9 protein-coding genes are annotated in these 14,127 nt (G+C 73.1%); 4 read left to right on the forward strand and 5 right to left on the reverse strand.

The window, feature by feature from the left end:
• Nucleotides 1-2 precede the first annotated feature (2 nt).
• Nucleotides 3-965, reverse strand: a complete 963-nt coding sequence (locus FYW99_RS13690; protein WP_150252432.1) for a helix-turn-helix transcriptional regulator — start codon at nucleotides 963-965, stop codon at nucleotides 3-5.
• Between the two features lie 63 nt (nucleotides 966-1,028).
• Here FYW99_RS13690 and FYW99_RS13695 point away from each other — a divergent pair, with 63 nt between their 5' ends.
• Complete coding sequence (locus FYW99_RS13695; RefSeq protein WP_150252433.1) at nucleotides 1,029-2,171, forward strand: epoxide hydrolase family protein; 1,143 nt, start codon at nucleotides 1,029-1,031, stop codon at nucleotides 2,169-2,171.
• 242 nt (nucleotides 2,172-2,413) lie between these two features.
• Here FYW99_RS13695 and FYW99_RS13700 read toward each other — a convergent pair whose 3' ends face one another.
• The 4 genes from FYW99_RS13700 to FYW99_RS13715 all read right to left on the reverse strand — a co-directional run bounded on the left by FYW99_RS13700 (nucleotide 2,414) and on the right by FYW99_RS13715 (nucleotide 7,181).
• Entirely contained in the window at nucleotides 2,414-3,751 is a 1,338-nt protein-coding gene (locus tag FYW99_RS13700) for a purple acid phosphatase family protein (protein ID WP_150252434.1), read from the reverse strand.
• A gap of 99 nt (nucleotides 3,752-3,850) precedes the next feature.
• The gene (locus tag FYW99_RS13705) at nucleotides 3,851-5,497 is read right to left on the reverse strand and encodes a hypothetical protein (RefSeq protein WP_150252435.1); all 1,647 of its coding nucleotides are present in this window, start codon (nucleotides 5,495-5,497) and stop codon (nucleotides 3,851-3,853) included.
• 130 nt (nucleotides 5,498-5,627) lie between these two features.
• On the reverse strand, nucleotides 5,628-6,062 hold the full coding sequence (locus FYW99_RS13710; RefSeq protein WP_150252436.1) for a YchJ family protein: 435 nt from the start codon (nucleotides 6,060-6,062) through the stop codon (nucleotides 5,628-5,630).
• Between the two features lie 159 nt (nucleotides 6,063-6,221).
• A complete protein-coding gene (locus FYW99_RS13715) occupies nucleotides 6,222-7,181 on the reverse strand; it encodes a serine hydrolase (RefSeq protein WP_150252437.1) in 960 nt (319 codons plus the stop codon).
• Between the two features lie 576 nt (nucleotides 7,182-7,757).
• Between FYW99_RS13715 and FYW99_RS13720 the strand changes: the two genes are divergently transcribed.
• The 3 genes from FYW99_RS13720 to FYW99_RS13730 are packed head-to-tail and all read left to right on the forward strand — an operon-like array spanning nucleotide 7,758 to nucleotide 14,037.
• On the forward strand, nucleotides 7,758-9,662 hold the full coding sequence (locus FYW99_RS13720) for a VMAP-C domain-containing protein (protein WP_150252438.1): 1,905 nt from the start codon (nucleotides 7,758-7,760) through the stop codon (nucleotides 9,660-9,662).
• A complete protein-coding gene (locus FYW99_RS13725) occupies nucleotides 9,659-10,783 on the forward strand; it encodes an AAA family ATPase (RefSeq protein WP_150252439.1) in 1,125 nt (374 codons plus the stop codon). The genes FYW99_RS13720 and FYW99_RS13725 overlap by 4 nt, the downstream gene beginning before the upstream one ends.
• 5 nt (nucleotides 10,784-10,788) lie before the next feature.
• Nucleotides 10,789-14,037, forward strand: coding sequence for an SAV_2336 N-terminal domain-related protein (locus FYW99_RS13730; RefSeq protein WP_150252440.1), 3,249 nt, complete (start codon nucleotides 10,789-10,791; stop codon nucleotides 14,035-14,037).
• The last annotated feature ends 90 nt before the right edge of the window (nucleotides 14,038-14,127 follow it).

The following is a 14,127-nucleotide window of genomic DNA, read 5'->3' on the forward strand; positions in this document are numbered from 1 at the left end:
ACTCACGTCGTGGACGCGCCACCCGCCGCGCGGCGCAACCTCGTCGCGAGGCGGTCGAACGCCGCCGCGAGCTCGTCTCCGTCGATCACCTCGATGTCGACGTCGAGCTGTGTCATCCACAGCGCGAGCCGGTCCGGGTCGTCGGAACCCAGCTCGACACGGCACGTGGACTCGTCGACCACCTCGATATCGACCGGGACGGGGATCTTCGCGGCGACCTCGGCGGCGGGAGCGTGCACGAACACCCGGGCGCGGTACTTCCAGGTCGCCTTGCTGACGCGTCCGACGACGTACTCGACGGCATCGTCCCCCGGGATCACGCGCGGCTGGAAGCGCGCACCCGTCGGTGCGTGCGAGACCATGCGGTCGACGCGGAAGATCCGCCAGTCGTCACGGTCGAGATCCCACGCGAGCAGGTACCAGAGCGGTCCCCAGCTCACCAGCCGTCGCGGTTCGGTGTGGCGGGTCCCTTCGCTGCCTCCGGGTTTGGTGTATCCGAACCGGAGCCGTTCGTGTCCGCGGATCGCGGCAGCGACCGCGCCGAGAACCGAGAGGTCGAGCGGCGGTTCAGCCCCTGGAACGACGCTCGTCGCCTCGCGTACCGCCTCGACGCGCCGACGCAGGCGCGAGGGCAGCACCTGCTCCAGCTTCGCGAGCGCGGTGAGCGACGTCTCCTCGACGCCGAGCCTCTGGGTAGCGACCGTACCCAGTCCGACCGCGACGGCGACGGCCTCGTCGTCGTCGAGCAGCAGCGGGGGCATCGCCGTCCCGGCGGCCAGCCGGTACCCGCCCGCGACACCGGGGCGCGCGTCCACGGGATAGCCGAGCGACCGCAGTCTGCCGATGTCGGTGCGCACGGTCCTCGTGCTCACACCGAGCCGGCCGGCGAGCTCGGAGCTCGTCCAGTCGCGCCTGAGCTGGAGCAATGACAGCAGTTCGAGCAGGCGGGCCGAGGTCTCCAACATGTTCCCCATCATTTCGGCAATCGCGGAAGCTCATCTGCCGCATTGCCTGAAAACGTCGGTGTCATGGACGAGAACAACGCACTCACACCGTTTCGCATCGACATCCCGCAGGCCGACATCGACGACCTGCGTAACCGGCTGGCACACACGCGCTGGCCGGTCCCCGTGCCTGGCCGGAACGATCGCACCGACTTCAGCCGCGGCATCCCGCTGGTGTACCTGAAGGAGCTCGCCGAGTACTGGCGCGACGGGTTCGACTGGCGTGCGCAGGAGGAGAGGCTCAACGAGTACGAACAGTTCACGACGGTCGTCAACGGCCAGACGTTCCACGTCGTCCACGCGCGATCGACGAACCCGGGGGCCACCCCGCTGGTCCTGAACCACGGCTGGCCGGGCTCGTTCGTCGAGTACCAGAGACTCGTTCCGCTGCTGACCGACGAGTTCCACGTGGTCATCCCGTCGCTGCCCGGCTTCGGGTTCTCCACCCCGCTGTCAGGGACCGGCTGGGAGCTGGCGCGGACGACGGAGGCCTACGCCGAGATCATGACGCGTCTCGGTTACGAGAGGTTCGCGGCCCACGGCACCGACATCGGTGCGGGCACCACCGGCCGCCTCGCGGCGCTCCACCCGGAGCGCGTCATCGGCACGCACATCGGCAGCGATCCCCGGTGGCTCGGGTTGCTCGGCGACAAGTTCCCCTACCCCGACGGTCTGTCCGATGACGAGACGGCCCAGATCGAGGCGGTGCGCACCGAGGCCGCGGCCGAGCGCGGGTACCTGGCGATGCAGGACCACCGCCCCGACACGATCGGCGCGGCGCTCACCGACTCGCCGGTCGGTCAGCTCGCGTGGATCGCCGAGAAGTTCAAGACCAGGACCGACGGCGCCTACCGGACGCCGGACGAGACGGTCGACCGCGACCAGCTCCTCACGAACATCAGCCTGTACTGGTTCACCCGCAGCGGCGCGTCGAGCGCGCAGTTCTACTACGAGTCCGAGCACTCCGGAATCGACCTGGTCATGGCCTCCGGCGTGCCGTCCGGATGGGCCGTGTTCGACACCCACCCGCTCATGCGCCGCGCGGTGGACCCGTGGAAGGCGATCGGCCACTGGAGCGAGTTCACCGAGGGCGGTCACTTCCCCGCGATGGAGGAGGCGGAGCTGCTCGCGGACGACATCCGCACCTTCTTCCGCGGCGTTTCCTGACTCCGTGTCAGGGCCCGCCGGCCAGGTAGGCCGGGCCTGCCCTCGGGTCTCGAACAGGAACGAGCCGCCGGGCCGGAGCGCTCCCCCGACCGCCGCGAGCGCCGCGGCCCCGTAGGCGCGGCGGATCCGGAGCGTCGAACCGCGCTGGCAGCCGTCCGCGGCCCAGCCCCTCTGCTGTTCCCCAGGCCGTAGTCGGGAGACACACCCGCCGTCCAGCAGGCGCGTGCGGTGGGAACGGCGGGTCAGGAGCCGTCGGTGACGCGCCTGCCGTCCCCGTCCTTGACGATGGTGAAGGAGTCCACGACCCGGCCTTCGGCTGTGCGGGACCGGTACTCCAGGGTGTCGCCGTCCACCGAGACCGTCTGGAAGGTCTGGGTGTCGGTGCGCTGCACGCGCACCTCGGCGCCGTTGTCGGTCCAGTTGTCCTCGGCCGCGTCGTAGGTCTTGGGTCCGGTCACCGCGACCACGTGGACCGGGCCGGTGTGCGTGTCGGGGTCGCCGGTCCGGTGCTCGGTCATGTTGCCGCGGGTGTAGGAGTGGTCGTGTCCCTGGAGGACCAGGTCCACGTCGTACTCCTCCAGCACCGGCAGCCACGCCTCGCGCAGCGGCTCGTTGTCGCGGTCGGGGTCGGCGGAGAAGACCGGGTGGTGGAAGGTGACCACGGTCCATTCGTGGGGGTTGTCGGCCAGCACCCGCTCCAGCCACCGCCGCTGCGTGTCCAGCCACCGCCCGGCCTCGTCCCGGGGCACCTCGCGGTAGTTGGAGTTGAGCACCACGAACCGCACGCCCTGGTAGTCGGTGTGGTAGGCCGTCTCGGCCAGGTCGGCGCCCTGGTCGGGACCGTTGCCCGCACCGGGGAACTGCGGGACCCAGTGTTCGCTCAGCCCGTCGTCGTACTCGTGGTTGCCGGGCGTGGCCACGTGGTTCATGCTCCCGGTGGCCGGGCCGAAGGCGGCGAACCACTCGTCCCACTCGGAGCCGCTGTTGGCCGAGTCGACCAGGTCGCCGGAGTGCACGGCCAGCTCGGCGTCGGGTGCGGCCTCCAGTCCGGCCCTGATGACGGGGGCGGCCTCGGCGGTGATGTCGTTCTGGATGTCGCCGAAGTACAGGAAGCCGAAGGGCTCTGCCCCCTCGGCGGCGGTGGTGAAGGTGCGCCAGTCGCTCACCGCTCCTCCTGTGTCGCTGCCCTCACCGCCCTCGCCACCGTCGCCGCCTCCGCTGGCATCGCCGTCTCCGACACCCGCGACGATCCGGTAGCGGTAGGCGGTGTCCGGTTCCAAGACGGTGGCCGTGGCCGCGAAGGTGGAGCCGGGCTCCTCTCCTCCCGTGGCCTGTCCCCGGACCCGGGTGGGTTCCGCGGAGCCGTCCTCGGGACCGATCTCCAGGAAGGCCTCCTCTGCCCCGGCGGCGCGCCAGGTCACGGTCTGGGAGGTGCTGGGATCGGTGGTGGGTGAGAGGAGGACCCGGTCGACGGGCTGCTCGGGCGGGGTCTCGGGGGCCTCGGGGGCGCAGGCGCACAGCCCGACCGCGAGGACCGCGCCGCTGAGGGCCGCGAGCACGCGGGACGGAGCGTCGGGCATGAGGGGACCTGTCCTTTCTGGCGGCGGAGCGACGCCTCGGGCGCGGAGGGGCGTCGGGGGAGCCGCCGACGCGGCGGCTCCCCCGGTCTGCCTGTCCAGCTACCCGGCCAGGGAGTTGAGCATGGGCCCGAACTCCTCGTCGGAGGTCAACAGCGAGACCGACCTGTTCTCGTGGTCGATCCTGGCCCCCACGGGACGCAGGTCGGGCGGCGTGCCCTGCTCGCGCGAGCGCGAACCGGGGTGCCACCAGTAGAGCTGGGCGCTGACGGGCTTGTCGCCGTCGGCGGTGAACCGCTCGGCGATCTGCTGCATGTGGTCCATCGCCGCGATCGGGTGGCCCTGCCCCAGGGGGTGGGCGAGGAGCACCTCGGGGACGGGGAAGGCCACGAGGGCGCCGTGCGGCAGGTCGCCGAGGTAGCGGTCGAGGGCGTGCACGTGCGCCGCCACGTAGGGGTGCTGGCCGCCGATGTGCACGATGTGCGCCCCGTTGACCTCGTGTTCGCTGACCTCGACGGTCTCGGCAACGGAGGCGGCCACGGCCTCGGCGAAGACCTCGCCGTCGGGGCGGCCGGAGCGCTCGTGCACCTGCCGGGGCAGCGGCCGCAGCGAGTCGGGGGCGTCCACGACGACGGTCTGCCACAGCCCGGGGGCGATCTCGCGGGTCAGGAGGGAGTCCAGCACCCCCTCGGGAAACGCGGAGGCGGGGTAGAGGCGCGCCCGCAGCCGGCCGTCGGTGTCGCCGCCGCCCTGCCCGGTGGCCTGGCTCAGCTGTTCGACGGACGTGCGCGCGAACTGGGCGGTGTTGTGCGCGATCTGCTCGGAGGTGGCCCCGTTCAGGGCGTCGCGCAGTCCGCTGATGTCGGCGCTGGCGTGGTTGCCGTCGGGCAGTGTCACGACGAGCGTGTCGGCGCCCTGGAAGGCGGCGCTCACCCCGGCCTCGGCGAAGGCCGCGGCCAGGGAGGAGGCCACCGTGTCGGCGGGGTCCGCCGGGGAGGGGGCGCCGACCGGGTCGGCTGCCGGGGCGCCGTCGGCGGGGCCCGCGTTGGGCGCACCGGCGGCCTGTTCCCGCTCCCGCGCGGCGCGGGCCACGAAGCCCGCGAAGTGGGCGGCCAGGTCGGTCCGCTGCTCGTCCGTGGCGATGGCGGCCTGGTCGAAGGTGTCCCTCATGTCGGCCTCCATGAGGACCGTGCCCCCGGAGCCGAACACGCGCAGGCCGGTCGGCGGCAGGAAGTCGGCGCGCAGCCCCTCCCGCTCGCACGCCCGCACCAGGGCCGCGCCGAACTCCTCGCGTATCCGCTCGGGCTCCAGTTCGCGCGCCTGCTCCAGCCGGGCGCCGAGCCAGTCGGGGATCCGGTCGTGCGAGCGAGGGAAGCGCTCCAACTCCTGGGCGTAGACGAGCGGGCTCGTGCCGGGCGGCAGGTCGGGCTCGGTGTCGTGGTTGTACTCGACGTTGAACTGGTGCGAGTGGTGGACCGAGAGGATCACGGAGAGCCAGGTGCCCCCGCCCTCCTGGAACCCGGAGCGCTTGAGCGCGTCAACCAGGTCGCCGACACCCTCGGGCACCTCCAGCTGCCGGACCTGGCCGTCCGCCTCCTGGACGGCGAGCATGTCGCTGCGGTGGGCGCCGATCACCCTGGCCAGATAGGTGAGCTGCTGCCAGCCCTGCGGGACGACCGCGACCAGTCGCCCGGCGAGGTCCTGGAGGATCTCGCCCTGTTCCAGGGGGCCGGGAGGTTGGGGAGTCATGTGGGGCTCCGTGTCCGTGTGGGTGCGTTCGGTCGGTTGCGCGCTCCCTTCCTATCGTGTCGGGGGGACAGAGTGTGACCTCGCCCGCACCTCACGCTGTTCGCCGTGCACCACACCGTCCGGAGCGCCCTCAGTCCGCGAGCGCGTCGAGGTAGACCCAGGCGCCCTCGTGGCGGACGAAGCGGCTGTTCTCGACGAGCGCCTCCTCACGGGCGCCCTCGCGGTACGACGCGCGGAAGGCGACCGTGCCCTCGTTGTGGAACGGGGTGCCCCCGGTGGTGGACAGGATCTCCAGGCGCACCCACTCGGTGCCGGGGTCCAGGTCCAGGCGCCGCGGCCTGGTGCTCGGGTGCCAGGTCCGCAGGAGGTGGTCGCGGTCGCCGACGGCGAAGGCGCTGTAGCGCGAGCGCATGAGCTGTTCTGCGGTGGACGCCGCGGCCCGGCCGCTGTGCAGGCGGCCGCAGCAGTCCCGGTAGGCCGCGGGGCCGCCGCAGGGGCAGGGCGCCTCGGGGTCGGTCGCGGGGCCTGGCGGGGACGTGCGGTGGCGGGTTCTGCGCTGCGACATGCCTTCCATTGTGGCCTCCGGCGTCCCCATGCGGTGACGTGCCCGGATTCCGTCCGGAGGAGGCTCCGGACATCGCCCTGCGAGCCGCCCGAACTCCCGAGCCGCCCGAGCCGGACACGCGCACCGTGCCCCTCCCCTGGGGGGGAACGGGCTCCGGGCTCAGGCGCGGCCCGAACCGTCGGAGCCGTCGGAGCCGTGGGAGAGGGACCGCGTCAGCCCGGTCGGCGGCACCCCTGCCCGGACGTCCTGGCCGGTGAGGGCGGAGTGCACCTCGGCCGCCACGGACTCGACGGTGTCCACCCCGTAGCGCATTCCGTCGTTGTCGTCGGTCAGGACCACGACGTCGTAGTCGCCGACCGGGGTGTTACGGAAGCCGCCGACGCTGTGCACCCGCCAGAGGTTCGTGTCGGTGTGGGGCAGCCAGCCGTTCTTGAGGTACACCTCGGCGTCGGCGGGCGCGCCCGAGGACACGCCCCAGCGCTGTTCCCCGGTCACGTCGCCCATGAGGCCGCGCGCGAAGTCGCGCTCCTCCTGGCCGAGCACGTCGTTGTCCGTGCGCAGCAGGCGGAGCAGGGTGAGCTGGTCGGAGACGGTGATCCCCATCAGGCCGACGTAGCCCTCGGGGTCCGGTTCCGTGGCGTCCATGCCCGCCAGGTCGAGGAAGCGCTGGACGCGCTCGGGGCCGATCCGGTCGCGCAGCTCCGTGGCCGCGTCGTTGTCGGAGACGGTGATCATGTCGGTCGCCAGGTCCTTCTCCTCGGCGGTGAGCTCCCGGTCCTCGTCCATGGCGGTGCGCAGCAGCGCGCCGAGGACGACGACCTTGCCGACGCTGGCCGCGTCGAACTCCGCGTCGGGGGCGAGCCCGCAGGTGAGGTCGCCGCCGTACGCGAAGACCCCCACGGAGATCGTCCCCTCCCTTTCCCCTGCCCGTTGACGGATCCGTTCGTCGAGCCGTCGCGCGACGTCGGGGTGCGACGCGGAGGCGCAGACCGGCTCCTGCGCGAAGGCGGCCGTCGGCGGCGCGGCGGCGGTCGACCCGGCGGCGAACGCCGCGGCGAGGACCACGGCGGCGGACCGTGCCGGGCGTCGGCGCCCGGCGGGCGTGCGGTCGGCAGGCATGGAAGGGGTTCTCCCTCGTTCGGCGGAGCGGGGCTGTAGAGCGGGCCGCGGACAGGGCCGGCCATCACCCCGGATGACCACTCGGACGCACGGGGCGACCACCCGGCGCCCTTCGATTCTCGGTGCCCGCGCTCCGCCACGCGTGAGCGACACGGGCTCCGTTCCCGCCCCTCCGCGCCCACCCCTCCGGAGCAGCGCGCCGGTACCGGTCGCCGCGCCCGGCGCACGTGTCTCCGGTCCGGGACGCGACCTCCGGTACCTGTCACCGGCCCCGGGTTGCGAAAGCGCGGGATCCGGGGCCTCCCGTCCGAGAGATACGGAACAAGGGGCCGCGCACCGGGCTGGTCACCGCTTGGCGGCGGTTTCCGCCAACCGCCCACATCCGGTGTGGCGGTGTGCTTGCATGTGACCCCGCGCTCTGCTCCTCCCCCGTACAGCACAGCCGCCAGGAGGCCCCGTGACAGGACCGGACCGACACCGCACCGGTCGGGTGGCCTCTGCCCCCGGCCCGTCCGACGGTCCTCGCGACGTGTCCGCCCCGGGCGGACGGAGCGGGCGGACGACGGAGGCCGTGTGATGTCCGGCCCGACGTCCGGCTTCTGCTGGCGCGCCCGCCTGTCCGTCATGGTGGAGAGGGACGGAGAGGAGGTCGAGGCGCCGTTGGGCGCGGCGTTCCTCGTCGGCTCCCGCCACGTGGTCACCTGTGCCCACAACCTGGAGGGGCTCGGCGAGGAGACGGACGTGCACGTGTGCTTCCCCCTCCCCGGCAGGAACGGCGTCCACCGGTTCGCCCGGATCGCGGTGCGCGCGAACTGGCGCGGCGGGGAGCCCGACGTCGCCGTCCTGGAGCTGGACGAGGACACCGGCATCCGCCCCGCCCTCCTGGCCTCTCCCCACGCGCTCCTGCCCCCCGGCGTCGGGCCCGCCGCCGGGGCCACCGGCACCGGGCACGGCAGGATCGAGGTGGCCGCTCTGGGTTTTCCCACGTCGGCGGCCGGGGGGACGTCCCCGGACGGCCCGTCTCCGGAACCGGTCTTCAACGACCACGACGGGGCCGTGCTGGACCTGTTCACCAGGCAGGACAGGCACCTCACCCAGGACAGGTGGCAGGTCACACTCGCCCCCGACGATCCGGGGACGATCAGCCACGGGTACAGCGGCGCGGGCGCCTACCTCACCGGAGCGTGGTGGCGGGGCTGGGAGGAGGACGACCGGCACGTCGTCGGCATGATCAGCACCGGGGACCGGCGTGTCAGGGGCCGCAGCGGCACGATGATCCCCCTGTCGGCGATCGGCCGCGTGTGGGAGGAGATCGACGACCACATCGACCTGGGCTGGTTCACCCCGGACGCCCGCAGGAGACTGCGCCGGATCGTCACCGGGCTCGGCGACGAGGTCGACTTCCGCGGGGTCCACGGACTCTGCTTCCCCCGCTTCCAGCACGACCCCGCCGACGTCGCGCCCGCCACGCCCTGGCAGTGGGTCCGCCACACCGCCGAGAAGGGCATGTCCGGCGACCGCGAAGGCGATCTGGGCACGTTCCTGCGGCGGGTCCACGCCAGTCTCGCGCCCGACCGCGGAGACGGGCTGCGCACGTGGCTGGAGGAGTACTGCGGCGCGGGGTCCGCCGACCCCGAAGCCCCCTCCTACGTCACCGTGACCGCGCACAGGCTGCTGTACGACGACACCTACACCGTCACCCTGCGGCGCGAGGACGAGGGCGTGCCCGGCACGTCCCTGGAGCTGGCCGAGGTGCCCGAGGACGAGTTGCGGGGCTCGGTCGAGCCTCGCCTGAACGCGCTGCTCCTGGGCTACGACAGGCACGACGCGAACACGCTCTTCGAGTTCGTGGTCCCGGTCCCGCTGTTCCACACCGGATTCGAACTGTGGAACCTCACCTCCTTCCAGCAGATCACCGACCGCTACCCGGTGGTGGTCTCGGCCTCGGAACTGCACATGACCCTGTTCCAGGGGGCGCAGCCCTCCTCCGACGACGCCGGGAACGCCTTCCACAGGAACGCTGCCCTCAGGGAACGGTGGAACGTCCTCCAGGCCCGGGGCAAGGCCGGTGCGCAGGTCCTCGCCTGCGTCGGGACCACCGACCGCGTGACGACCAAGCGCAGGCTCAACGCCCGCGCCGACAAGCAGGCACTGGTCCACTCCACCCTCGCCCGGATCCCGCAGATCGAGGGCGCCCTGGACGCCGGTGTGCCGATCATGCTCCTGCCGCGCCGGGCCTGCGACCACGACGACCACGACGACTGCTCCGGCGCGCGCCGGGCGGGGCAGCTCAGGCACCTGGTCGAGGGGACACCGTTCGACAAGCTCGCGGACAGGGTCCGGCACGTGCGCAGGCAGGCACTGGGCGAGGAGGGCGAGGACCACTGCGGTCACGAGCTCTCCCTGGTCGTGAACGACCCCGGCCGTATCGGCCGCAACACCGAACCGCCCATGTACATGGGAAGCGAGGACCCGACGTGACGGACTGGAGAATCTTCCGGGGCACCCGGAAACCCCACGAGTTCAGGGGGCTTCCGGACCCTCCCCCGTGGCGCGCCTTCGACGGGGGCCCGCCCCTGCCCCACCCCGAGCGCGAGGACGAACCCCACGCGGCGGTCTCCTACCTCGCCTCGGAGGAGGCCGTCGAACAGGTCAACACCGCCCTCTACCTGCGCCGCCCCCTGCTGGTCACCGGCCCGCCCGGGGCGGGCAAGTCGGCCCTGGCCGAGGCGGTCGCCCACGAGCTCCGGCTCGGGCCTCTGCTGTACTGGCCCATCACGAGCCGGGTGACCCTGCGCGACGGCCTGTACCGCTACGACCCCCTCGGCCGCCTGTACTCGGCGAGCCGTGCGGGCGGGGCCCGGGAGGGGAGCGGCGGCCATGCGCCGGAGGAGGACGTCGGGGACCACATCCGCCTGGGCCCGCTGGGAACGGCGCTGCTGCCCTTCGAGAAGCCGCGGGTGCTTCTCATCGACGAGATCGACAAGAGCGACATCGACCTGCCCAACGACCTGCTCACCGTCTTCGAGAGGGGTTCCTACGAGATCCCCGAGCTGATGCGCGTGCGCGCCTCCGGCACGGGGGCGCCCGCGAAGGGGGCGAAGGGCGGGCGGGGACAGGGTCAGGGCACACGGGACTCCGGAGGGAGCGGCCGAAGGTCCGCGGAGGCGGACGGCCCCGGCTCACGGTCCGCCCCCGGCGTCGAGGTGCTGACCGCCGACGGCTCCGCGTCCGCGACCATCCGCTCCGGCCGGGTCCAGTGCCGCGCCTTCCCCCTGGTCGTCATGACCAGCAACGGCGAACGCGCGTTCCCCCCGGCCTTCCTGCGCCGCTGCGTCAAGCTGGAACTGCGCCTTCCCGAGGAACCCGGGGAACTCGCCGCCATCGTGCACCAGCACCTCCAGGGCCTCCCCCCGCACCTGCACGACCAGATCGACGCGCTCGCCGAGGACTTCCTCGCCGCGCACCGGGGCGGTGGTGTGCTGGCCACCGACCAGCTCCTCAACGCCGCCTACATGCGCTGGCACACGGTCGGGGACCCCTCCATGCCGAGGGAGGCGCTGGCCAGGAAGCTGATGCGGCCCCTCAACGGCCAGGACTGAGCCCGGTGCACCACGACCGACTCCTGTACTCGCTGCTGCACGAGGCGCCGCCCTCCGAACTCGGCGGACCCACACCCCTGGAGATCGCCGAGGTGCTGTGGCTGGGTGCCCACACCGGCCGACCAGCCCTCGCCCCCGCCGGCCCGGAGGAGTCCGCCCCGGCACCGCCCCTCCGACCGCCCCCGGAGGTCGCGCCCCGCGAGAGGCACGAGCGACCAGAGCGACCGGACCGAACCGGCGCCTCCGCGCCCGCGTCGCGGCCGAACGCGCGCGACCTGCCTCCTGTGGAGGCGGGGAGGCCCCCGGGGACGGCGGAGGACCACGACGCTTCCCGGGCCCAGGAGGCGCCCGGCGCCCTCCCCCACGACGACGGGATCGCCGACACAGCCGAACGCCTCCTGGCCCTGCACTTCCCGCCCGCCCCCGGAGCGGGGAGGGGCTCCGCCGCCACCGGCACGCGGGTGCCCGTCCCGCCCATGATCGACAGACCCCTGGCCTTGCAGCGTGCGCTGCGCCCGCTCAACCTGCGGGTCCCCACGGCCGCAGCCGAGGTCCTGGACGAGGAGGCCACCGCCCACCGCGTCGCCGACCGGCGTCCGGCGGACCCCTGCCCGTGGGCGCCCGTGCTGGTGCCCGGGCAGGAGCGCTGGCTGAACCTGCTCCTCATCGTGGACACCGGGCCGAGCATGGGACTGTGGCGCCCCCTGGCCGAGGAGCTCCACACCCTGCTGCACGGCATGGGGGTGTTCCGCGACGTGCGCATGGGCTACCTCGTACGCGGTTCCGCGTCCTCGGGCACGGAACTGGGTGTGGCGCCGACACCGCACGACCCGCCCCGGGACGCGGCCACCGCGGTCGACCCCTCCGCCCGCCGGGCCGTCCTGGTCCTGAGCGACTGCTCCGGACCGCACTGGTGGTCCGGGCTGGCGGGAGCCGTGCTGCACCTGCTGGCGCGGCACGGTCCCACCGCCGTCGTGCAGCCCCTGGCTGAGGCGCAGTGGCGGCGCACCGGCGCTCCGGTCCTGCCCTCCCTGGCCACGGGCGCGCGGCCGGGGGCGCCCAACACCGAACTGCGGCTGGCCCTCGCCCCCGGGGCCCCCGGACCCGCGTCCGACAGCGTGCCCGTCCCCGTCCTGCGCTGCGCGCCGCGCTGGTTCGGTGACTGGGCCGAACTCGTGGGCTCGGGAAACCGCGCGGTCCCGGCAGCGGTGACGTATGTGAGCGAGCGGGCTCCGCGCACGGCCCCCGCCCCGGTCTCCTACGAGCAGCCGCTGACGGTGCGCCAGCGGGTCCACAGGTTCCAGAGCGCCGCCTCCCCCGGTGCCGTCGCGCTGGCGGCGCATACGGCGCTGTCCACCCCGGCCCTGCCCGTCATGCGGATGATCCAGCACGAGGTCCTGCGCGACGCGGACTCCGGGGTGCTGGCCGAGGTGCTGCTCAGCGGTCTCCTGCGTCCGGTGGACCACGAGCAGGGCCTGTACGCCTTCGTGGAGGGCGCCGCGGAGGCGCTCAGGTCCGTGCTGCCCCGCTCCACCGCCCAGAGGACCGCACGGCTGCTCGACGCGTTGTCGGACGGTGTGCGCAGGCAGGCGGACGCAAACGGCGCGCGCTTCCCCGCCTACCTCGTCGGCGGGGGCGGGGACCGCTTCACCGACCCGGAGAGCGCACCGTTCGCGTGGGTCAACCCCGACACCCTGCGCCTGCTGGACCCGAGGGCGGCCAGGTCGGTGGCGGCCACGGAGCGGGGGGCGCCCGTCGTCCCTGTTCCGTCGAAGGAGTCGGGCCGGGTGCCGTCCGCGCGCCGGGGAGAACCGTCGGGGAGCAGCACACGACCGGACTGGGACATGCTGGTGGGGTTGAAGGTTGGGCCCCTGAAGCTGCTGGACTACCGCCTCACCCGCTCGAAGCAGCCCGCGTCCGGGCCCCGGGAATCGGTCGTTCTCGGAGAGATACCACCCAAACCCAGGCGTTTCATCCCGCGCCCGGACCTCAGAGGCCGCCTGGACTCGCTGGCGGAGGGCCACACCCTGCTCCTGGCAGGCGAGGGGGGAACGGGAAAGACCCTGCTCGCCGCCGACCACGCCACCAGAGCGGTGGAAGAGGGAAGAGCCGACCTGGTGCTGTGGGTGGACGGCTCGCACATCGACACCGTCCTGGACGCCTGCGCCCGGGCCGCGTCGTCCCTTGCCGACCCGTCCTCCTCGCACGGCGGGAGACCGCTCCCGGCGACTCCCGGCGCAACCCGTGCCCTGGCCCTCGAGTTCTTCGACTGGCTCGCGGAGACGCCCCGGCCGTGGCTGCTCGTCCTCGACGGTCTGGAGCACCCGGGCGACCTCCTCGGCTTCCTCCCGCTGAGAAGCCGCCGCGGACGGGTCCTGGCCACCAGCCGACGCCGCGACGTCCTCGGCGGGGCGGTCCCGAAGCACGCCGTGGTCGAGGTGGGCGGGTTCGCCCGGGAGGAGGCCGTCGAGTACCTCTCGCAGCGCTTCTTCGGCACCCCCGCCTTCAGCTCCTCCGCGGGGATCGGGATACTGGCCGACTACTTCGGCCACCACCCGCTCGCCCTGTCCCTGGCGGCGTCCACCGTCGTCGCGGAGGGGCTGGCCCCCCTGGAATACCTCCAGGGGAAGGGGGACAGCACCGCCGCCCCCGTCCAGGAAGCGGTCCACCTGTCCCTGGTCAGGAACAGCCGGGTGCCCTACCTCAGCTCGATGCCCCTGCTCCTCATGATCCGGCTCTTCGGGCACACCGACGTCCCCCTGCGTCTGCTCACCACGTCCACCGTCCGAAGGCACCTGGACAGGCAGCTGCCCCGAACGGCGAGGGCGGCGAAGGGCATCGGAGGCATCCTGCGCAACCTGGAGGGCCTGTCGCTGATCCGGATCGAGGACAGCCCCGACGGTCTCGACAGCACGGTCTGGATCCACGACAGCGTCCGCCCGCCCGTCCACGACCTCCCGGTGTTCCTCACCGCGTCGAACACCGCGGTCGCGGCCGTGGACTCCCTGTTGGAGGCCTGGCAGGCGGCCGGCGACCGCCCCGAGTGGGCCGGACGTCTGCGCCGGAGCGCCATCGCCCTGCGCCGCAGCAGCGAGGAGGTCTTCCCTCCCGGGAAGACCCTCCCGGGCGCGGTCCCCCGCAGGAGGGAGGCCGGGCAGTTCTACGCGCGGCTGGTCCGCGCCCTGGAACGGATCCTGGGGCCCGACCACGAGGAGACCCGCCTGGCCCGTACCACCGAACGGTTCTGGTGGTGATCGGACGGAACCGACAGATTCCCTCCGATGACGGATCACACGTTTCTTCCGCACCACAACACTTCAAAAAGCTCAAAAATCACAAATAGA

Source organism: Nocardiopsis deserti, assembly GCF_008638355.1.
Classification (GTDB): Bacteria; Actinomycetota; Actinomycetes; order Streptosporangiales; family Streptosporangiaceae; genus Nocardiopsis; species Nocardiopsis alborubida.

Coding starts and splice junctions, on each gene's coding strand:
- FYW99_RS13720 (WP_150252438.1), top strand. CDS start 7,758: ATGTCCGGCCCGACGTCCGGCTTCTGCTGGCGCGCCCGCCTGTCCGTC.
- FYW99_RS13690 (WP_150252432.1), bottom strand. CDS start 965: ATGTTGGAGACCTCGGCCCGCCTGCTCGAACTGCTGTCATTGCTCCAG.
- FYW99_RS13710 (WP_150252436.1), bottom strand. CDS start 6,062: ATGTCGCAGCGCAGAACCCGCCACCGCACGTCCCCGCCAGGCCCCGCG.
- FYW99_RS13695 (WP_150252433.1), top strand. CDS start 1,029: ATGGACGAGAACAACGCACTCACACCGTTTCGCATCGACATCCCGCAG.
- FYW99_RS13700 (WP_150252434.1), bottom strand. CDS start 3,751: ATGCCCGACGCTCCGTCCCGCGTGCTCGCGGCCCTCAGCGGCGCGGTC.
- FYW99_RS13705 (WP_150252435.1), bottom strand. CDS start 5,497: ATGACTCCCCAACCTCCCGGCCCCCTGGAACAGGGCGAGATCCTCCAG.
- FYW99_RS13715 (WP_150252437.1), bottom strand. CDS start 7,181: ATGCCTGCCGACCGCACGCCCGCCGGGCGCCGACGCCCGGCACGGTCC.